17 protein-coding genes are annotated in these 20,063 nt (G+C 57.2%); all 17 read left to right on the top strand.

Going from position 1 to position 20,063, the window contains the following annotated elements; all coding sequences use genetic code 11:
* Positions 1–43 precede the first annotated feature (43 nt).
* Positions 44–535 (top strand): hypothetical protein, encoded by a 492-nt coding sequence (locus Q8N00_02435; protein MDP2381641.1) that lies wholly within the window; start codon positions 44–46, stop codon positions 533–535.
* Positions 536–563: 28 nt separating this feature from the next.
* Complete coding sequence (gene ppdK / locus Q8N00_02430; protein MDP2381640.1) at positions 564–3,410, top strand: pyruvate, phosphate dikinase; 2,847 nt, start codon at positions 564–566, stop codon at positions 3,408–3,410.
* The gene (gene ribD, locus Q8N00_02425) at positions 3,407–4,525 is read left to right on the top strand and encodes a bifunctional diaminohydroxyphosphoribosylaminopyrimidine deaminase/5-amino-6-(5-phosphoribosylamino)uracil reductase RibD (GenBank protein MDP2381639.1); all 1,119 of its coding nucleotides are present in this window, start codon (positions 3,407–3,409) and stop codon (positions 4,523–4,525) included. The genes ppdK and ribD overlap by 4 nt, the downstream gene beginning before the upstream one ends.
* On the top strand, positions 4,522–5,811 hold the full coding sequence (locus Q8N00_02420; protein ID MDP2381638.1) for a hypothetical protein: 1,290 nt from the start codon (positions 4,522–4,524) through the stop codon (positions 5,809–5,811). Before ribD ends, Q8N00_02420 begins: the two co-directional genes overlap by 4 nt.
* A gap of 14 nt (positions 5,812–5,825) precedes the next feature.
* Positions 5,826–6,608, top strand: a complete 783-nt coding sequence (locus Q8N00_02415) for a hypothetical protein (protein MDP2381637.1) — start codon at positions 5,826–5,828, stop codon at positions 6,606–6,608.
* Positions 6,605–7,774, top strand: a complete 1,170-nt coding sequence (locus Q8N00_02410; protein MDP2381636.1) for an MFS transporter — start codon at positions 6,605–6,607, stop codon at positions 7,772–7,774. Before Q8N00_02415 ends, Q8N00_02410 begins: the two co-directional genes overlap by 4 nt.
* 251 nt (positions 7,775–8,025) lie before the next feature.
* The gene (locus Q8N00_02405) at positions 8,026–8,682 is read left to right on the top strand and encodes a riboflavin synthase (protein ID MDP2381635.1); all 657 of its coding nucleotides are present in this window, start codon (positions 8,026–8,028) and stop codon (positions 8,680–8,682) included.
* A 184-nt stretch (positions 8,683–8,866) separates the two neighbouring features.
* Complete coding sequence (locus tag Q8N00_02400) at positions 8,867–9,991, top strand: sensor histidine kinase (protein ID MDP2381634.1); 1,125 nt, start codon at positions 8,867–8,869, stop codon at positions 9,989–9,991.
* Positions 9,988–10,632, top strand: coding sequence for a response regulator transcription factor (locus Q8N00_02395; GenBank protein MDP2381633.1), 645 nt, complete (start codon positions 9,988–9,990; stop codon positions 10,630–10,632). The genes Q8N00_02400 and Q8N00_02395 overlap by 4 nt, the downstream gene beginning before the upstream one ends.
* A 280-nt stretch (positions 10,633–10,912) precedes the next feature.
* Entirely contained in the window at positions 10,913–11,335 is a 423-nt protein-coding gene (locus Q8N00_02390) for a response regulator (protein ID MDP2381632.1), read from the top strand.
* Positions 11,336–11,353: 18 nt separating this feature from the next.
* A complete protein-coding gene (locus tag Q8N00_02385; GenBank protein MDP2381631.1) occupies positions 11,354–11,638 on the top strand; it encodes a hypothetical protein in 285 nt (94 codons plus the stop codon).
* A 97-nt stretch (positions 11,639–11,735) separates the two neighbouring features.
* The gene (locus Q8N00_02380; GenBank protein ID MDP2381630.1) at positions 11,736–12,140 is read left to right on the top strand and encodes a hypothetical protein; all 405 of its coding nucleotides are present in this window, start codon (positions 11,736–11,738) and stop codon (positions 12,138–12,140) included.
* Positions 12,141–12,308: 168 nt separating this feature from the next.
* Positions 12,309–12,698, top strand: a complete 390-nt coding sequence (locus Q8N00_02375; protein ID MDP2381629.1) for a response regulator — start codon at positions 12,309–12,311, stop codon at positions 12,696–12,698.
* A gap of 866 nt (positions 12,699–13,564) precedes the next feature.
* Positions 13,565–14,077, top strand: coding sequence for a hypothetical protein (locus tag Q8N00_02370; protein MDP2381628.1), 513 nt, complete (start codon positions 13,565–13,567; stop codon positions 14,075–14,077).
* 234 nt (positions 14,078–14,311) lie between these two features.
* Positions 14,312–15,571: a TolC family protein gene (locus Q8N00_02365; GenBank protein ID MDP2381627.1), complete on the top strand. Its 1,260-nt coding sequence runs from the start codon at positions 14,312–14,314 to the stop codon at positions 15,569–15,571.
* A gap of 47 nt (positions 15,572–15,618) precedes the next feature.
* A complete protein-coding gene (locus Q8N00_02360; GenBank protein ID MDP2381626.1) occupies positions 15,619–16,809 on the top strand; it encodes an efflux RND transporter periplasmic adaptor subunit in 1,191 nt (396 codons plus the stop codon).
* Positions 16,809–20,021 (top strand): CusA/CzcA family heavy metal efflux RND transporter, encoded by a 3,213-nt coding sequence (locus tag Q8N00_02355; GenBank protein ID MDP2381625.1) that lies wholly within the window; start codon positions 16,809–16,811, stop codon positions 20,019–20,021. The genes Q8N00_02360 and Q8N00_02355 overlap by 1 nt, the downstream gene beginning before the upstream one ends.
* Positions 20,022–20,063: the final 42 nt, after the last annotated feature.

Below are 20,063 nucleotides of genomic sequence, written 5' to 3'. Positions count from 1 at the left end.
TCCAGATCGCCTATTGAGCGAGAGCAACCGGTCTGGTGAGGGGATGGATCACGCATTGTCAGACGATCAGCGTCGGGCGAGTAAGGTCCGTCGGTTCACGTTTGGCGTGTCTCTTGCTATGACGATTCTCTGCAACGTGATCGTTCTGATCGGGTTATGGGCCAGTGGGATTAACCTTGATGAGCTGGCAGCGACTCCCGATGTATTCAATTCCAAAAAGGATGTGTGCCTCCGGCTCGGCTGGAAATCCGTTGCTGAAGCGGCGGACCCGGTCCGCCTCTGTTCGGAATGGGTCAATCTTGCCGATCCATCAGGCAAGACGCATCAGCTTCAACGGGAGATTAAGCTCAAACAAGGGCCGGATGGGTTGTATTATGTCGATCAAGGAATTCACGCCGACTACCGGTTGCTCATATTGATGTTGTTTGTCGTGGCCGTCATTGCATTCGGGCTGGTGGCGAAATGGTATCTGATCAGCCGGTATCGGCTGCGTCTCAAGTCCGTCGCCGGCCAAGGGGCATCACTCGTCCATTGAACTGAACTCAACGCGAAGGAGAGGCAGCGTGGCAAAGAAATACGTGTACTACTTCGGTGACGGCAAAGCCGAAGGGACCTCCAATATGAAAGAGCTCCTCGGCGGGAAGGGCGCTGGCCTGGCGGAGATGACGAATCTTGGCATCTCCGTTCCGCCCGGCTTCACGATTTCTACCGAGGCCTGCGTGGAATATTATAAGAACGGGAAACAGTATCCTCCCGGCATGTGGGACGCCGCGCTGAAGTCACTGAAGCGGGTCGAACGGTCGATGGGGATGGGGTTCGGCGATCCTGAGCGGCCGCTGCTGGTCTCGGTCCGGTCCGGCGCCAGGGCTTCGATGCCGGGCATGATGGATACGGTCCTGAATGTCGGTCTCACCACTAAGACGGTCGAGGGGTTGGCGGCAAAAACACGCAACGAGCGGTTTGCCCAGGACAGTTATCGGCGGTTTGTGTCCATGTACGGCAGCATCGTCATGGGTGTGCAGCGCGAACATTTCGAAGCGATCCTCAAGCAGAAAAAGGCCGAAGTCGGTGTGACACACGAGACCCATCTCGATGCGAGGCACCTTCGTGAGTTGGTCGCCAGCTTCAAGGCGCTCATCAAGGAAGAGACCAAGAAAGAGTTCCCCGACGAGCCGCTTGAGCAACTTCGTTTGGCGGTCAACGCCGTCTTTTCGTCCTGGTTCGGTGCGCGGTCCGTTACCTATCGGCGTCTCTATGGGATTCCCGATTCCTGGGGCACGGCGATCAATGTGGTGGCGATGGTATTCGGCAACATGGGAGAAACGAGTGGAACCGGTGTCGCGTTCACGCGCGATCCGGCAACCGGCGATAAGAACTTTTTCGGCGAGTGCTTGATGAATGCTCAGGGCGAGGATGTTGTGGCCGGCATCAGGACTCCGCTGCCAGTGAATGCGCTCGCGAAGAATGTGCCTGAGGCCTACAAGGAGCTGGAGCACACCTATAAGAAGCTCGAAAAACATTACCGGGATATGCTCGATTTGGAGTTTACGATCCAAGAGGGCAAGCTCTACATGCTCCAGACCAGGGTCGGCAAACGGACTGGCATTTCTGCTGTAAAAATTGCAGTCGACATGGTGAGAGAGGGCCTCATCTCGAAGCAGGAAGCGGTGCAGCGGGTCGGGCCTGAACAATTGGCGCAATATCTCTATCCGATTTTTGACACGAAAGAAGAGTCGAAATCCAATCCGCTGGGGAAGGGACTCCCTGCCGGTCCTGGCGCAGCAGCCGGGAAAATCGCCTTGACTCCCGATAAGGCCGTGACGATGAAAGCGGCTGGCACCCGTGTGGTGTTGGTTCGCCAGGAAACGAGCCCGGACGATATTCATGGGATGAACGCGGCGGCGGGATTCTTGACGGCACGAGGCGGGATGACCTCTCACGCGGCAGTGGTCGCCCGGCAAATGGGCAAGGTCTGTGTCGCCGGCTGCGATGCGGTGGAAGTGCTGGATGCCCAGTCCGTTCGTATCGGCGCCAAGGTGTTTCGGGAGGGGGATTATCTTTCGATCAATGGTTCGACCGGCAATGTGTATGAAGGGGACTTGCCCGTCGTCGAATCTGAAATCATTCAAGTGATTCAGGGCAAGTTGGACCCGAAGCAGTCGGACAAGTATCAGCGGTTTGCGTTGATACTGTCATGGGCCGACAGCGTCAGAACACTTCGCGTCCGTGCGAATGCCGATGTGCCGGATCAGGCGAAAATCGCGCGTGGATTCGGAGCGGAAGGCATTGGCCTCTGCCGGACAGAACATATGTTCTTCGCCGAGGATCGCATCCCGATCATGCAGAAGATGATCCTGGCACGGACCAAAGAGGAGCGGGAAAAGTTTCTTGATCAGCTCCTGCCGCTGCAAAAACAGGATTTTATCGGGCTCTATCGCGAGATGGCGGGTTTCCCGGTGACCATTCGTCTCCTCGATCCGCCGTTGCATGAATTTCTGCCGAAACGTGAAGACTTGATGGTGGAGATTGCGCAGTTGGAATTGACCGGGCGCGACGGAGCCAGGCTCGAAGAGAAGCGCCGGTTGCTGGCCCGCGTCGAGGAACTCCACGAGTTCAATCCGATGCTCGGGCTCCGCGGCTGCCGGCTCGGGATTACGATGCCGGAGATTACCTGCATGCAGGCGCGGGCCATCATGGAAGCCGCCTGTGAGCTGGCGAAAGAAGGGAAGAAGATCGTCCCGGAGATCATGATCCCACTAGTGGGGATGGTCTCGGAAATGAAGGCACAGAAAGACTTGATCCGAGAAATCGCGCAGGAGACGATGAAGCGGTATAACGTGAAGCTCACATATCTTGTGGGCACGATGATCGAGTTGCCACGGGCTGCCGTCACGGCGGATCGTATTGCGACCGAGGCGGAGTTCTTTTCATTCGGGACGAATGACTTGACCCAAACGACGTTCGGATTCTCCCGCGACGATGCCGCGAAATTCATCGATTTTTATCAAACCAGCAATATTCTGGACGCGGATCCCTTCGCGGTGCTCGATCGAGAAGGGGTGGGGGCCTTGATGAAGCAGGCCATCGCCGGCGGGCGGAAGAGCCGCCCAGGGATCAAGCTTGGCATTTGCGGTGAACATGGCGGCGATCCCAGTTCCGTGGAGTTCTGCCATCAACTTGGATTGGATTATGTGAGTTGTTCGCCCTATCGTGTCGGCATTGCGCGGCTTGCGGCGGCCCATGCGGCCTTAGCCGAAGCGGGCGCGAGCGCTGTCCCTTCTCCGCGCAAGCGGTCAGTGCCGCGTACGAAGGCGAAGAAGACGACGACGAAGAAGGCGGCGAAATCCACGAAGACGAAGTCGGCTCCGCAGCCTCGCAGCCGATCGCGCGTCACGCGCAAGAAGCGGTGACCGCGACCACGACGCACCTCCACTTCATGACCCTGGCGCTTCGCCTTGCGGCGAAGGGCCTGGGTCAGACCAGCCCGAATCCCATGGTCGGGGCCCTCGTGGTCAAGAACGGTCGCATCGTCGGCCGCGGGTATCACCACGGACCAGGGCAACCTCACGCAGAAATTCTTGCGCTCAATCAAGCAGGGTCTCGTGCCAAGGGCGCGACGCTCTACGTCACGCTTGAACCCTGTTGTCACCTCCTCAAGCGAACTCCACCCTGCGTACCGATAGTGATCAAGTCCGGAGTGCGAACGGTGGTGGTGGCGATGACCGATCCGAATCCTCCAGTGAACGGTCGTGGTGTTGCGGCCTTACGCCGTGCCGGGATGACGGTGACGACTGGTGTTGCACGAGAAGAAGCCATGCAGATGAATCGCGCCTATCTCCATTGGGTAAAGACCGGCCGTCCCTTCGTCATCCTGAAAGCCGGGATGACATTGGATGGAAAGGTGGCCACGGCGATGGGCGAGTCTCGCTGGATTACTGGTCCGCTTGCTCGGCAAGACGCGCATCGACTGCGGAGTCAGGTGGATGCGGTGATCGTCGGGGTCGGTACCGTGCTCAAGGATAATCCCACTCTCACCGCTCGACTCTCAGATCGCCCGCTGAGGCTGGCCACGGGGCAACCGTTACGTGTCGTGCTCGACAGCACAATCAGGACGCCGACGAAGGCAAGGGTCTGTGCCAAGCAGGACCAGGCGAGGACCTTGATCGTGACGACGAGTCGTGCCTCAGAATTACGCCGTCGCGGACTCGAATTGGCAGGGGTTGAGGTGGTCGCTCTTCCGCTAAAGAACCGACAGGTCTCCTTCCCGGCGCTTATGACGATGCTGGGCAAGCGTGGAATCACGTCGGTGCTCATCGAGGGAGGCAGTACCGTCAATGCCACAGCGTTACGTGAGAAACTCGTCAATCGCATCCGGTTCTATCTTGCGCCCATTCTTATGGGAGGCCAGGACGCGAAGGCGGTGATCGGGGGGCGGAGTCCGAAACGTTTGGCCCAAGCATTGCCTTTACGTCACGTCACGGTTCGCCGCATCGGGGAAGATCTGGTTGTGGAAGGAGATCTGTGACGCGCAGGTTCCTTTGTGCGGTCCTGGCCATGATTCTGGCTTCGTGCATCGTTCATGGAATGTATGCGATTGCGGCTGCCTCATCAGTCGATCTCACGCAGCAGGTTTTCCAGTACCTCGATAGCAGAGATACGGACGAGGCTGCGCGCATCCTACAGACCATTCTGTCTGATCCAGATGCCACGATCGACGAGATCATACGGATCATCCAAACCGAGCGGAACTATGTGCCACAGCCGACTGGAACGATGCCAGACGAGCGAATCGAGGTGCGGGGCCATACCCATCACCTGGCGCTTTCCGTTCCTTTGACCTATCAGCTGACGAAGGGGTATGGACTGGTGGTCTGCCTGCATGGCGCAGGATTTACCGGTGAGGCCTATCTGGAACGATGGCAGGCCCGATTGGGGGAGGACTATGTCTTAGCCTGTCCAACCGCTCCGATGGGTGCCTGGTTTACGAGAGGTGCGGAGGAGCTGGTGCTGGAGACGATTCGCTCCGTGCAACGGCGGTACCACATCGATCCTGACAGAGTGTTTCTCACCGGCATGTCCAACGGTGGAATTGGTGCCTGGGTGATCGGTATGCACGATGCGCCCCTGTTCGCCGGCATTGCGCCAATGGCTAGCGGACTCGACAATGTGCTGCTGCCGTTTTTGGCCAACCTGCGCTCCACGCCGCTCTATATCATTCATGGGGCCAAGGATCAGGTGATGCCGGTTGAACTCAGCCGCACCATTACGAAAGAATTGACGAGGTTGGGCTACCCCTTTGTCTATCGGGAGCATGATCGCGAGCATCCCACGGCTGGCGGGCATTACTTCCCCAGAGAGGAATTGCCAGATCTGGTGACCTGGTTCAACGCGCAGCGCCGAAATCCAGTTCCAACGACGGTGACGGTCGTGCGTGAGGCAAGCCATTTTCAATCGTTCGGCTGGGTTCGTATCGATATTACGGACGCAATTGCCGCATTTTCGGAAGACCTGGTTTCCAAGCGAGATGCGCTGACCAGGGAAAAACGTTATGCCAGACTGGAGGCGTCTGTCACAGCGCCGAACCGGATTGAGGTTGAAACCAGCCTAGTGCGGCGGTACACGCTATTCCTGAACGATCAGCTGGTCGACCTCTCCAAGCCTGTGACGATCGTCACGAACAAGCAGGTCTCGTTCGAGGGAAAGGTAGCCCAGACCGTCGAGACCCTGTTGCGTCAAGCGCGCCTCCGTCAGGACGCTCGCCAGCTGTTTCCCGCTCAGTTATCCATTCAGGTCTTGTCGCAAACTCCATGACGTTCCTGGTGGCGATGCAAGGCAGATTGTGGGCGATACTGTTGGGGGGTGTCGTTGGGCTCTGGATCGTCCCAGTACAGGCAGAATCCTGTGTGCTGTCGTCGTATCATGTGGGTCTCACGTTTCCGGTGTCGAAGGTTGAACCACGATGGGCTTGTCCCCTGCAGGCGATAGTCGATCATTACACCACAGCCAACAAGATCGGGCCGACGGAGATCCCGATTTCCGAATCGGTCTATCAGTATCTGTTGGACCGGCCACCGGTGGCTGCGGCGTTGATCAATCGGCTCGATTTCGCCCCCTATAAATCGGAGGGGCGTGGACCCGGTCGATTTTGGGGGGACGATGGTGAAGGGACATCGGGCATCGTCGAACTTGTTTATGGGGATATGGCCAATCGGATTTACTATCTGGAGGGTACTCATGAGAGTACGGTATTGCCGCAGGTGATGGGAAAGGCGGTCGTGTTCGTGAGAATGAATCCGGTGAAAGACGGAGACGGGAGGGATGCGGTTGAAACGACGCTGGTGGCCTACACGAAATTGGACAGCCGCATCCTGGCAGGGCTCCTGTCACTCATTCGGCCCTTGGTCGGCAACATCGTGGCCCGGAAGCTGACCCAAGGTGTGCAGGTCGTGACTCGGCTGGGATTAGAAATACGGCAACACCCGGACCATGTTCTGTTCGAGGCGACCGACCCGCCATCGTTGCCCGATGACGAGGTGGTCTTGTTGAAGCAGGCGATGGAGACGGTACATTTTCGCGGGGCGATCCAATCGGGGGCTGCGGTCCGATGACGACGTCACGCAGTTTCACCCTGCTCTGCACCGTCGGCGTGTTTTGCTTCATCAGCTACAACATGGTCCGGATGCCGGTGTTGGCCTTGTTCGCAGAGTCGCTCGGGGCCAGTCCTGAACGGATCGGGCTAATCGTGTCGGTCTCCACATTGACCGGGGTGTTCCTCAAGTTGCCGTCCGGCGCCCTGTCAGACATCTACGGACGGCGGTTTCTCTTGCAGATCGGCGTGGTCGCCTTCGGGCTTCCACCGTTTCTCTATCCCTGGGTCACGGATCTCGATTGGCTGACCGCCCTGCGCTTCTTTCATGGGCTCGCCACTGCGATCTTCGCACCCAGTGCGCTGGCGACTGTGGCAGATCTCTATCGAGAACGACGCGGTGCGGCGCTCGGGACCTACACGGCCTCGACGCAATCCGGTGCGTTGCTCGGTCCCCTCATTGGCGGCTATCTGATCTACGCATCGGGATTTCCCGCTGCGTTTATGACGGCCGGCCTCTTCGGCTGCATCGCCATTGCCATTTTCTATAGCCTGCACCTCACGCCGCCGCCTCCGCGTATTCAAGAAAAGGGGATGGCACCGCTGTTGGCGGAGATGTGGAAGGGTTTCAGGGTCGTCGCCAAGAATCGCAAGGTCCTCATTACCAGCTCGACCGACGCAGCCAAGATGATTGCGAACGGGGCCTTGATGGCCTTCCTCCCTCTCTATGGGATCTCGATAGGCTTGAATCCAGGAGAAGTCGGGCTGCTGTTTACGGTCCAGGCCCTCACGTCGCTTGTGTCGAAGCCGATTATGGGTCGGGTGTCCGATCGCGTCGGGCGTCAGCCGCTCATCGTTATCGGCCTCGTGATTTGCGCAGCGACCTTCGTCTGTATCCCTCAGGTGTCGATGTTCTGGCTACTCTTGTTGCTCTCGGCGGGCTTTGGATTCGGCGAAGCCGTCGTCTCGTCCTCCTCGTCCGCGTTGGTCGCCGATAGTTCTGAGTTCAAGACGCTTGGGGCAGGGATGGGTATGCAAGGAACGATCGGAGACATCGGCCATGCCAGTGGGCCGCTATTGGCAGGGGTGCTGATTGCGCACCTGAACTATGCCAACGCCTTTGCGATCATCGCGGGACTGCAACTCATTGCCGCTGCGCTGTTCTGGATGACGGTGAGACGAACATAGACTTGGTGTGGGCGAGAGGCCAGTTGTGATCAGAAATATAGTCTCGCCTCGTGCCATGTGCCCTTCGCCTGGTTTCTGTAGGCTTTGGCAACGAGCCGTCATGAATAATGTGGACGAGTTCTATATAATGTCCAGATGATGGAAGAAATCGCGTCAGAGAACATCGTCATCGGAGCCTTGGCCGTCATCGGTTTGATGGTGCTGATCGTACTCTTTGTCTATGTCGTGAAACGGATCATGAGGGACGAGTAATGTTCACAGGTATCGTAGAAGAGCTTGGCGCCATCATCTCGATCGAGAAGACTCTCGTCGGAACGAGGATGACGGTTCTGGCTTCAACCGTCATGGGCGACCTCAAAATCGGGGACAGCATCAGCGTGAACGGCACCTGTCTGACCGTGGTGAGCAAGAGCGAGCACAACTTCTCCGTGGAGGTGTCCCCCGAAACCCTGTCCGTGACCAGCCTTGGAGAACTCACTGCAGGCGCGCCGCTGAACTTGGAACGAGCGATGAAGCTGAACGAACGGCTCGGCGGGCATTTGGTGGCAGGTCATGTGGACGGCATCGGCACGGTTCGGAGCCGCCAGCAGGATGGGAACGCCATCCTGTTCATGATCGAAGCTCCGCCGGAGGTTCTGCGCCATTGTATTGTGAAGGGGTCCGTCACCGTGGACGGCATCAGCCTGACGATCAACCAGGTGACTGATCGTGGCTTCTCTGTTTCGATTATTCCACACACGGCGAAGGTCACGACTCTGGGCCTCAAGCAAGTCGGCGATCAGGTCAACCTCGAATCGGACTTGATCGGGAAATACGTCGAACGATTATTACAAGAAAGGGGACAGGTTCCGACCAAACCAACCCCGGTCATCGACAAAGACTACCTCCAGAAGCGCGGACTCCTCTAACGCTCGACTTGAGTCCTCGGCTCGATCTTGAGCGTGACGAGAGGTCCACATCGACATGCTCTGTTCAAACGTGGTTACATGCATTACTGGCTGGGTCGGCCGATCATACGTCTTGTCGTGGGGCAAGCCGCATACATTGGTTTTCCGTGCCCGCTGAGAGCGGATAATCCATCGGGAGCTAGTGATGAACAGAGAGGTTCGACAAGGATTCATTGCGGCCGGTGTCTCAACAGCGACGGTCGTGCTCTTTGTCTTGGATCTTCACACGCCGCTGACTCTGGCCACTCATGTGCTCTATATCGTGCCGGTCCTGCTGGCGCTATTTTCTCCGGTTCGGTGGTTTCCTGTTACGGTTGCCATCGTGGTAACTGTATTGACGGCCATCGGGGGCATCTGGAGTCCTCACCTGTATGACATTCCCCTCTGGATCCCGTTGGTCAATCACCTGCTCAGTGGCGTCGTGATTTGGATGCCGGTCTGGTTCTCCTTCCAACGGCGCAAGCATGAAGAGGAGTTGCAACAACTCAACGAAGCGTTGGATAGGCGTGTGCAGGATCGGACGAAAGAGCTGGCATTGGTCAACGAATCATTGGTGGTTGAAGTGGCTGAACGGATGCAAACCGAGCAGTCGCTCGAGTTCAGCCGGCAAGAGCTGCAGCAGTTGGCATCTCGTCTGTTGCGGGTGCAGGAGGAAGAGCGTCGCCGTATCTCCCGCGACCTCCATGATGATATCAATCAACGGCTCGCACTTCTTGTCATGGAGATCGAAGCGGTGGAACATCAGCTGAGTTCCTCACCGGCTCATGTGGGCCGAGCCGTTCGAGCGATGCAAGATCGGGTCGTGGAGTTGTCGGAGGATGTGCGTCATTTGGCCTATCAGTTCCATCCATCTATTCTTGATGACCTTGGCCTTCCGATCGCGCTGCAGCGTTTAGTGGACGATTTCTCCGCTCGAAGCCACGTCCAAGGGGTCTTTCAGCATAAGAACATTCCAGATGTCGTTCCTCAGGAGATTGCGACCTGTCTCTATCGCGTGGTCCAAGAAAGTCTGAACAACGTGGCTCGTCATGCGCAGGCATCGCGAGTAGGTGTGGAGTTGATCCTGTTGCGATCGGAGTTGACGGTCATGATTACGGATGATGGAATAGGGTTTGTTTCCGAACGATCTGTGAACGGCGGACAGGGACTGGGGTTGCTGAGTATGAAAGAGCGCGTCGCTCTGGTTCAGGGGACCCTGCAGATTGTCTCTGCCGTGGGAGGTGGCACCACGGTACAGGTGGTGGTGCCCGTGCTGGAGGAGGACGAATGAGCAGGCCCCGGGTGCTCTTGGCTGATGACCATACGTTGGTGTTGGACGGATTCCGGAAGCTGTTGGAGGAGCGGTGCGACATTGTGGGCGTCGCGGAGGATGGCCGTACTCTTCTTAGAATGGCAGAAGAACTCCAGCCGGACCTCGTCACGCTCGACATCTCGATGCCGCAGCTCAATGGGATCGACGCCGCTAGGAAGCTGAAGAAAATGCTTCCTCGCACCAAGCTGATTTTCGTCACCATGCATGCCGATTCGGCCTATGTGAATGAAGCGTTCAAGGCAGGTGCTTCCGGTTATCTCCTGAAACGATCCGCCGGCTCAGAATTACTCCAAGCCATTGAGTCGGCTATGGGGGGGCAGTGTTATGTCACCCCATTAGTTGCAAAAGGTCTGGTGAAGGCGGTCATCACCGGCGGCAGGCCTGCCGTGTCGAAGGATGAACCATTGACGGCGCGTCAACGAGAAGTCTTGCAACTCGTTGCGGAAGGGATGACGGTCAAGGAGATTGCGACGACCCTCAATATCTCACCAAAGACCGTCGAGTTTCACAAGTCGCAGATCATGACCCAACTCGATCTTCATACGACGGCAGAGCTGACAAAATACGCACTCCTTCACGGCCTCACCGCATCGGACTAAGCCTTTGTAGGCTCCCTGCCGTACGAGCCGGCTCCCGTAGCCCCATGATGCATCGCAGCTTGTCGCGTATCCGAGCGCCGCGTCGCGGGATCGGCAAACTGAGCGATGATTGCCGCAGACGTCCGATGAAGACCCTGCCACAATCTTCAATCTTCCCAGGGAGATAGTCGTGCTTCCCTAGGGACACGCCTAGTATACGTCTTTCGTGCCTCCACTTTAATATATATCCGGAAGAGATGACCTGAGCTATCTAATCGGAGGAGGGCAGATCGTGGAGAAGATGCGGCTTCTTCTAGCGGATGACAATCAGCATGTGCTGCAGATGTTGGCCTGCCTTTTATCAGACAAAGATCGGATTGTAGGGACGGTCCCGGATGGGAGTGCCCTCCTCACTGCTGCGGTCGAACTCATGCCGGACATCGTGATTTCAGACATCGACATGCCTGGCGTGAATGGATTGGAGGCAGCCCGTCGATTGCGGGAACTGCTTCCGCACACGAAAGTCATTCTCATGAGTGGTCATGACGACTCGGACCATGTTGCGCGCGCCTTTGCCGCGGGAGCCTATGCGTTTGTGTCAAAGGGACAGGCGGGAGATTTGCGAACCACTTTTAATGAAATCATCAGCAATGCCCTTGCACGACCAGCATCCCAAGAATTTGTAGCGCATGGCATGACCGGTACGAAAGCCTGTAGTTTCTGAACAGCGGAATGTTGCCATATGAAGCCTGATGAAGATCTCACGGAAGCAACCGAGTCCGATTTTCACGCGGTTCGCTGCTTGCTCTGCCACAGGATGCGCTTGGCGGAATCATCTGAGCTTGCCGCCCCGCAATGGGATAATTTGCCCGAGCTCCTACATCGTTACCGCATTGGGTTGCCCGAGGTCTTTGTGTCCGATACGTACTGCGATGAATGCGCGGTCTTTTATCGTCAGCTCATGACCTATGGACATCCTGGGCAGGGATCGGGAGTCTGGGACGCGCTTCGCCCGCCGGTCATGTAGGACATGAACATGGCAGCGTCCATGAGGCGTTGCGCTGCGGGCCATGCGTTGAGCCCGTGACCGTGTAAGGCAAGATTTTTCAACGTGTGAGGCGACAATGGGTGCAGGCTCAAGGCCGGCGCTGTACAGTCAAACCGATGACACCGACGTCGGTATCGTCATGCTGGGAGAGTCTTTGCAACTGCATTATGCGAATGATCGGGCACGCCAGTACATGGACCGAGCAGGGGATATGGACTCGGTCGTGCCAGATACACATGACCTCCGTCTCGAAATTATCAAGTTGGGGACACAAATACGTGAACGCAACACGTGGGGATCATGGTCCCATCCAGATGAGGAAGAGGCTCGAAAGACCGTCAGAACGAAGCAGGGGGCATTTAACTTGTGTGCGGTGCGAGTGCTGGGACACAGTGAGCGAGCCGAGCAACAGATTATGATTCTCATTGAAGATCGAGTGAGTGGGGCGCTCTCAACGCAAGTGCCGGAGGCTTCCCGATAGGTGGTGAAGAGGGCGGGGGCGTTGCAACAAGGAGATACGTCATAGCGCCTCTTGAAAGAACGCAATCATCATCGTGAACGGGAGAGACCAGCGCGTATGAGAATTGCCGCTCTTGTTCGGAAAGAATCGTTATCGGAGGAAAGGGGTGCTGCCATCGGGCAGATGTCCATGCGTCGACGCATTCTGGTTATTGATCATGACGATGAAGCGAGGAACATAGTCTGTGAGCACCTGCTCGGGCTTGGGTTCTCTGTGGCGAGTGAAGACAGTGGGTTTTCCGGTCTTGTTCGAATCGCACAGGAAAAGGAGCGGGCTCCCTTCGACGGACTTGTACTTGAACTCGATATGCCCTTGCTTGGAGGGATGGCGATTTTGCAGGAAATGCGGGACCGTCATTCGGAGATCCCCGTGATTGTGACTGCGCTATCGAGCGAGATTAAGCGTCTCCGCGACGCGGTGAATCTGGGAGCCAAAGAGTATCTCGTGAAGCCGTTCGATGCTGAACTGCTCGCGAGGAAATGCCGACGCATATTTCCTGATATTGTCAGTTCGATCTGATCGATTCAAACGTCCAGACGATCAGATCCACGACGGTCGAGTAAGTGAGATCGGTCATTCTGTTCCGTCGAAGTGACCTGCTGCGCTCGACAATGGAGGCCCGGAGAGTGCAGGTTCCAGGCTAAAGATATTCCGGGATATCGCGAGTGGCATATGCGATGTGAACGCTGCTGCGGATTCATCATTCCGATGCATTTCTGCCACGAGCATACATGGGAGTATGACGGGTGGCTCTGTGTGAATTGCGGAAACGTCATCGATCCTCTCATTGAGGCCAATAGGGATGTGCAGGCTCATGGGGACGTAGGGCCCATGACACAACGAGGAATGCGTCCGGCACGGGGCGCAGTGGGTTCGCTCCAACCGCTTCGTGTCCCTCGCTCGTGATTCAAACGGCCACAGATGAAAATCGACATGACGGGGATACGCGAAGGCGATGAGTGTCTCTGCGTTCGTATATCGGGAGGGCACATTCATGAGTGACGAGCGTTAGACATGCAGCCTTTTTGTCGTCGCTCAGGGGCTGGATCTGCAGATGATGGTACGGCTGGCATAGAAGAAGCAGGATGCGAGACTCACGACGCACATGCCGTTTAGGAGCGCTGTGCGGCACATGAAACATCCCATCCCCTCATGATGGTGGATCACCCCAAGTCCCAAGAGGGAAAATTCATGCCATTCTGACAACGAAGCACGAGCATCTAACAATGAAAAGCATCGCGATCGGCAGGGTGAGCCGACCCGTCAACAGGCTGTTCGTAGACAATCCATCTGAGTGGGCAGGACGTTTTGGAGACCCTTCGCGCGTGGCGACTTCGTGAACGCGGTTGAGAAAGAATTCAACTGCATGGCAAGAGGATTACTCAATGTCTGAAGAAATTAAGAAACGCATCCTGTCAATGCTGGGACGGTCCGTTGCCAGGATCCACCAGTTTCGATTTGGTGACCGAAGGAATGCGCAGTGGATCGGCCGCACCGTTGTCTGTGTCTGCTTGGCAGTACTAGCCGGTTGTGCGAGTCCGTCGAGCACTCAGCCGGTACGGATACACGACATTGAAATCTTGGAGCATGTCAGCCCGCAAGCCTTGTATGTTGCCACTGGAGATGAGGTACGATGGCAAAATTTGCGGTCCGATCCCGTCAAAATTGGGCTTCTCAGTCATCACCATCTGAGTCTTGTGTTATGTGAAAAGGGCTTTACGCGGCTCGGTATGGTGGACGATACGGCAACGATTCCACCGATGGGTTATGTGAGCCTATGCTTTTCCCGACCTGGGATTGTTCAGTACAATGTTTGGTTGAATCCTGCCGATCCACGCGGTCGCATGACTCCCACAGCGAGAATCGAGGTCTCTAACCTCTTGGCCGGTCGAAAGTAATAAAGAAAAGCGTATCCTCAAAAAATCTGCATGCCGGAATACGGCTTGCGCGAGGCGTGAGCGCATGTCAGGGTATACAGTAGGAGATTTCTTGAAGACTGACAGCAAGGTCTTATGGTGGATAAAAGGTAGTGCACGATGAACAGAACAATTCAATGGTCGCGTTCCTCAATAGAATGTGTTCGTGAGATTTTCATCGCAAAAAGCAGAACCGCATCGGCAAGGTTCTTCTCGATGATCGCTCTCGTAACGACATGTTCGATGGTTCTCGTCTGCTCAACGACCCATGCAGCCGGAAATGCTCCAGAGACATATACGTTGGAAGGGATTGTCCAGCTGGCTCTGGAGCGTAATCCGACGATGGCAGGCGCGCAAGGGTTTATCGATCAGCAGCGTGGCCAACAAACCGTTGCAGGCTCCTATCCCAATCCGACGGTGACCGGAAACACCGGAGTGGGCGAAATCAGAGATACGGGCCGGGCTGACATCGGTCAATCGCTCGCACGGCAATCGCTGACAGAATATAACGCGACAATCGGGCAGCCCTTGGAATGGCCTGGGATGCGTGCCGCACGGCAGCGGGCGGCAGATGCCGGAGTGGCCACGGCGAATTCCGGTCTTACCGAAACCCGGTTGAATCTTATTGCCCAGGTTAAAGTGGCCTTCTACGATCTCCTGCTGGCCCAGCAGGATGCCAGCTTGGCTCGGCAGAACCTCGACATCGTCGACGGGGTGGCCCGAATCGTCAAAGCCCGGGTGAAATCAGGGGAAGCACCTCAGTTTGAGGCGATCAAGGCCGAAGTTGAAGTTCTCAAGGCGCGGCAACAGCTGGCACGGGCGGACAATTCAGTCCGGATCAGTCGTGTCGTAGTGGATACCTACACCGGCGGCGTCCTGGGACTCTCCTATTCGGTGAGCGGTGAGTTTGTCGACATTCCGAAAGGAATTCACATCGATCCCTTAATGACACGTATGCTGAATCAGCACCCCACCATCCAACGGCTGCTTCAATCGGTCGAACAATCCGAGTGGAAGCTTGAGTTTGAGCGGCAATCCCGAGTGCCGAACGTGACGGTGAACGGCAGCTATTGGCGTGAAATTGGCCGTGAAGCCTGGCAGGGAGGACTCTCGGTTCCGATCCCAACTTGGTATCGCCGACAGGGGGAGATCGCTTCGGCGTTGGGGACCAAGCGACGTGAAGAGGCTGAACTGCTGCGGGCTCGCAACGAACTGGTGCGAGCGGTGCACCAACATTATCAGGACGCCAGGACGACGGCTGAACTGATCGAGGTGTTCGACAAAGGTTTGCTGAAGCAGGCTCAGGAGGCTCTGCGGCTCGCTCAGTTCAGCTTTCAGCAGGGAGCGTCCAGCCTGTTGGAGGTTTTTGACGCGCAACGTGTGCAGCGACAGATCCAGATGGACTACGTGCAGGCTCGGTATGACTTGTCCGTGTCGCTGGCTCGACTCGAACGAGCGGTCGGAGGGACGCTATGAGCGATACCGTTTACCGTATAGAGTCAGGCGTGAAGAGGGCGCCAGGCATGAGGAGGTTGGCACGATATTTCAGGGGCTCGGCTCTCGGTCTGCTCCTCGGCGTGGCCGCGGCGGTATTCGGTTGTGATGGTGCGCCGCCCACGTCTGCGGTTGCTCTTCCGCAGGTCGCTCCCGGCGATGGACTCGTCCGTCTATCGGCGAAAGAATCCTTGCGGGTCGGGGTAGTGGTCGCGCCGGTAGTTCGGAGCGAGTTCCGAACCCACCGGGAGTTTCCTGCCCTCGTTCAGCCGAATCAGCGTGCCATGGCCGACATTACGACGCTCGTCCGGGGCCGTGTCGTCGACGTGTATGCGGATCTAGGCCAGCAGGTCGAAGCGAACGCCCTGCTGGCGATCCTCTATAGCAGCGACTTGGGACTTGCCCAATCTGCCTATCTCAAGGCGCGGGCTAAACTCCACCTCGCAGAGCAGGGGTATGCACGGGCCAAATTTCTCCTGAAAGAACAAGTGATCGGCGAAGCCGAAGCGCAGCGTCGACAGGCGGAGTTGCTCAGTATGCAAGCGGAAGCGGATGAGTCCCGGGACCGCTTGAAACTGCTGGGGATGGACGACGACCAATTTCTCCGTCTTGGCCGCAGCCGGAATATTCAATCCCATGTTCCGATCGTCGCCCCCTTCTCCGGGCGCATCATTGGCCGCAGCCTGACGAGGGGCGAAGTGGTCGAGACGACCGAGAAACTTTTTGTCATCGCCGACCTGTCAGAGGTCTGGGTGCTGGCCAACATTCCCGAGCGGGATATTGCGTTCGTTCACGCCATCCATGCCTCAGGAGCCAGGCATGCGGAGATCAGGGTCAATGCGTACCCGAAAGAGGTAATGACGGGTACCATTACCTATGTGGGCGATGTGCTGGACCCTGCCACTCGTACGATGCAAGTTCGGCTTGAGCTGCCGAACCCTGATGGGCGGCTCAAACCGGAAATGTTTGCAACAATCCGTCTCTCGTCCGAGCCTCAGCCTGATCAGCTGGTGGTGCCGGATGCCGCATTGCAGCAGGATCAGGGCCGGACCTTTGTGTTTGTGCAGCGGGATGCGGATACCTATGAAGCCCGCGATGTTCAGGTCGGCGAATCCAACGGGATTGCCACGACTATTCTCAGCGGCCTGAGCGAAGGAGATCCGGTCGTGACGCACGGCGCCTTCCTCTTAAAATCTGAATTATTGAAGAAGCAAGTTTGATGGTCGCGCGACTCCTTGAACTGTCCCTCCGCCAGCGCATGCTCATCGTGATCTTTTCGATCATGATCGCGGTAGGGGGGCTCTATGCCTTTCGAACCATTCCCATCGATGCGTTTCCCGACGTCACCAGCGTCCTGGTGCAGGTGGTCACCAAGGCACCAGGACTGTCGCCCACTGAAGTCGAACGGCTGGTGACCTATCCGATCGAACTACAGCTGACTGGGGTGCCCTCCCTGACGGAACTGCGATCCCTGACCAAGGTCGGCCTCTCCCTCGTGACGATCGTCTTCGACGACTCGATGGATATCAACCTCGCGCGCCAACTGGTGCTCGAACGGCTGATCGAGGTAAAGGAACTGCTCCCCCCAGGGGCGGAACCGATGTTGGTGCCGAACAGTACGGGGCTCGGGGAGGTTTTTCAATATTATTTGGAGGCACCTTCTCGTCCCTCGCAAGACCCTGCCGCCACTGAGCGGGCATTGATCGATCAGCGTACGGTTCAGGATTGGGTCATTCGACCGCTGTTGAAGCGCACGCCTGAGGTTATCGACGTCAATTCGATGGGCGGGTACAGCAAACAGTACCAGGTCCTGATCGAGCCGGCGATGTTGCGAAAATACAACCTCACCCTCCACGACGTTTTTGAAGCCATCGCCAACAACAATGCCAATGCCGGCGGCGATATTCTGGAAAAACATGCCGAGAAATACATCGTGCGGGGAGTCGGGCTCATCCGCACCATTCAGGATATCGAACGCATCGTCGTGAAAGCTGTCGCAGGGACGCCGGTCTTTGTGGGCGATGTGGCCCAGGTACGGGTCGACCATGCCGTTCGGCATGGCGCCACCGTGTTGAATGGAGAGCGGGAGGTCGTGAGCGGTATCGTCCTGATGTTGCGGGGAGGCAATGCCCGCGACGTCGTTGAAAGCATCAAGGCTCGCATCGAGGACATTCATGCGAAGCAGTTACTCCCTGACGGACTGAAGATCGTGCCGTTCTACGATCGGATCGAGCTGATCAATGCGGCGTTGAGCACCGTCTACAAGGCGCTCGCGGAGGGGGTGGTGTTGGTCGTCATCGTCCTCTTCCTTTTTTTAGGCAACGTCCGGAGCGCGCTGATCGTCGTCGGCACCCTGGTCCTGGCCCCTCTAGCCACGTTCATCGTGATGGGCCAGGTCGGCCTGACGGCCAACCTCATGTCACTGGGCGGATTGACCATTGCGATCGGCATGATCGTAGACGGATCCGTGGTGGTGGTCGAGAACGTCTATCGACATCTCTCGCTGCAGCATGGCAACGTCAGGAAGCACAGTGAGGTGATCCTGTCGGCGGCAAAAGAGGTCGCGCAGCCGGTCGTATTCGGTATCTTGATTATCATCATCGTGTTCCTGCCGGTGCTGTCCCTCCATGGAATGGAGGGTAAAATGTTCAAGCCGCTGGCCTACACCATCATGATCGCGCTCCTGGTGTCCCTCGTCCTATCGCTGACGCTGTCGCCGGTCCTCTGCTCTCTCATGTTGAAACGGGCGAGCGAAGAAGACCCCTGGATCGTCCGCTGGGCCAAGCGCCTCTACGCGCCCTCGCTCCGCTGGGCGCTCGGGAATGGGAAGGTTGTGCTGATCGTGGCAGTCGGATTACTCCTGTCCAGCCTGGCACTCTTGCCGTTTCTGGGGAGTGAGTTTATTCCAACCTTGAACGAGGGAACGGTTGCTCCCCAAACCATTCGGCTGCCCAGCGTGTCGCTGCAGGCCTCGATCGAGATCGAGAAAGATATGCAACGCGCGATGCTGGAATTCCCGGAAGTCGAAATGGTGCTGTCCAAGATCGGCAGAACTGAATTAGGGAACGATCCGCAAGAGGCCAACGAAAGCGACCCGGTTGTGCGGCTTCGCCCGCTTGATCAATGGACGACTGCCCGCACGATGCCGGAACTGATGCAGAAGTTCCGTGAACGGTTGACGCAGGTCCCGGGCGCCACCTTTCTGATCAGTCAGCCAATTCAACAACGAGTCGATGAGTTGATTTCTGGGGTGCGGACGGAAGCGACGGTCAAGTTGTTCGGTGACGATCTGGAGCTGTTGCGGCTCAAAGCGAACGACATCGCCGCTGTGCTTGGCACCGTGCGCGGGGTGCAGGATATCAAGGTTGAGCAACTCTTCGGACAGCCCTACCTGACGATCGACATCGACCGTGGCAAGATTGCCCGGCATGGCATCAACGTTGCCGATGTGCGGGAGATCATTACGACGGCGATCGGGGGGAGCGCTGCCACCCGCGTGTATGAGGGCCAGCAACGGTTCGACCTCTTCGTACGCTTTCCGGAACAGTACCGGAACAGTGCCGAGACCATCGGCAATATTCTCCTGACTGACGCATCCGGCCGGCTGGTTCCCCTTGGCGATCTGGGGACGGTTCGGGTGGAGGAGGGGCCTGGACGGATCAGCCGCGAGCAGCTGCAGCGTTATGTGTCTATCGGGTTCAACACGCTGGGGCGTGATATCGGTAGTTTGGTGTCTGAAGCGCAGGAGAAAATTAGCGCACAGGTGGCGCTTCCGTCCGGCTATACGATCACGTGGGGAGGGTCGTTCGAAAACATGGAACGGGCGATGGCCAGGCTCCGGATCATCGTGCCCTTGACCATCGGGCTCATTTTTCTGTTGCTGTACTCGTCGTTCGATTCGCTCCGTCAGGCCACACTAATCATCCTGAACCTCCCCTTCGCATTGGTGGGAGGAGTGGTGGCGTTATGGTTGACGGGGGAATACCTCAGCGTGCCTGCCTCCATCGGTTTCATCAACCTCTTTGGCGTGGCTGTTTTGAACGGCATTGTGCTGGTTTCGTACATGAACACGTTACGTGAGGAGGGCCGCAGTCTGGACGAGGCCGTAGTGGTAGGCTGTTTGCTTCGGTTGCGCCCTGTCCTCATGACCGCGTTGGTCGCTCTCCTTGGCTTGCTGCCCCTTGCATTTGCCCGTGGCATCGGTTCTGAAGTACAACGGCCTTTGGCGATTGTCGTCATCGGAGGACTCGTCAGTTCCACGTTACTGACATTGATTGTACTACCGGTGCTGTATCGGTGGATGGAGGGTCGGGTCGCGGCTCCGGTCCGTACAACGAAGTCCGATGTCGGCGAGGCTGCGGTGTCTTCGAGCTCTCCTACAACCGGCAATGGCCACGCGGACGGAGTAGAGCCGGTCTCGTTGCATTCGTAGTTCGAACATGCTGGGATATCAATCCTGTAGAAAGAGCTGCTA

The sequence above is a fragment of the Nitrospirota bacterium genome, assembly GCA_030684575.1.
Taxonomy (GTDB): Bacteria; Nitrospirota; Nitrospiria; order Nitrospirales; family Nitrospiraceae; genus Palsa-1315.
The sequence above is the reverse complement of the archived record's forward strand: the minus strand, read 5'-3'. Positions and strand labels throughout refer to the sequence as shown.

Excerpts from the sequence above, each read along its gene's own strand:
- Q8N00_02410 (MDP2381636.1), top strand. The coding sequence starts at position 6,605 with ATGACGACGTCACGCAGTTTCACCCTGCTCTGCACCGTCGGCGTGTTT.
- Q8N00_02395 (MDP2381633.1), top strand. The coding sequence starts at position 9,988 with ATGAGCAGGCCCCGGGTGCTCTTGGCTGATGACCATACGTTGGTGTTG.
- Q8N00_02385 (MDP2381631.1), top strand. The coding sequence starts at position 11,354 with ATGAAGCCTGATGAAGATCTCACGGAAGCAACCGAGTCCGATTTTCAC.
- Q8N00_02400 (MDP2381634.1), top strand. The coding sequence starts at position 8,867 with ATGAACAGAGAGGTTCGACAAGGATTCATTGCGGCCGGTGTCTCAACA.
- Q8N00_02380 (MDP2381630.1), top strand. The coding sequence starts at position 11,736 with ATGGGTGCAGGCTCAAGGCCGGCGCTGTACAGTCAAACCGATGACACC.
- Q8N00_02390 (MDP2381632.1), top strand. The coding sequence starts at position 10,913 with ATGCGGCTTCTTCTAGCGGATGACAATCAGCATGTGCTGCAGATGTTG.
- Q8N00_02375 (MDP2381629.1), top strand. The coding sequence starts at position 12,309 with ATGCGTCGACGCATTCTGGTTATTGATCATGACGATGAAGCGAGGAAC.
- Q8N00_02360 (MDP2381626.1), top strand. The coding sequence starts at position 15,619 with ATGAGGAGGTTGGCACGATATTTCAGGGGCTCGGCTCTCGGTCTGCTC.
- Q8N00_02405 (MDP2381635.1), top strand. The coding sequence starts at position 8,026 with ATGTTCACAGGTATCGTAGAAGAGCTTGGCGCCATCATCTCGATCGAG.
- Q8N00_02370 (MDP2381628.1), top strand. The coding sequence starts at position 13,565 with ATGTCTGAAGAAATTAAGAAACGCATCCTGTCAATGCTGGGACGGTCC.
- Q8N00_02435 (MDP2381641.1), top strand. The coding sequence starts at position 44 with ATGGATCACGCATTGTCAGACGATCAGCGTCGGGCGAGTAAGGTCCGT.
- Q8N00_02365 (MDP2381627.1), top strand. The coding sequence starts at position 14,312 with ATGATCGCTCTCGTAACGACATGTTCGATGGTTCTCGTCTGCTCAACG.
- Q8N00_02355 (MDP2381625.1), top strand. The coding sequence starts at position 16,809 with ATGGTCGCGCGACTCCTTGAACTGTCCCTCCGCCAGCGCATGCTCATC.
- Q8N00_02415 (MDP2381637.1), top strand. The coding sequence starts at position 5,826 with ATGCAAGGCAGATTGTGGGCGATACTGTTGGGGGGTGTCGTTGGGCTC.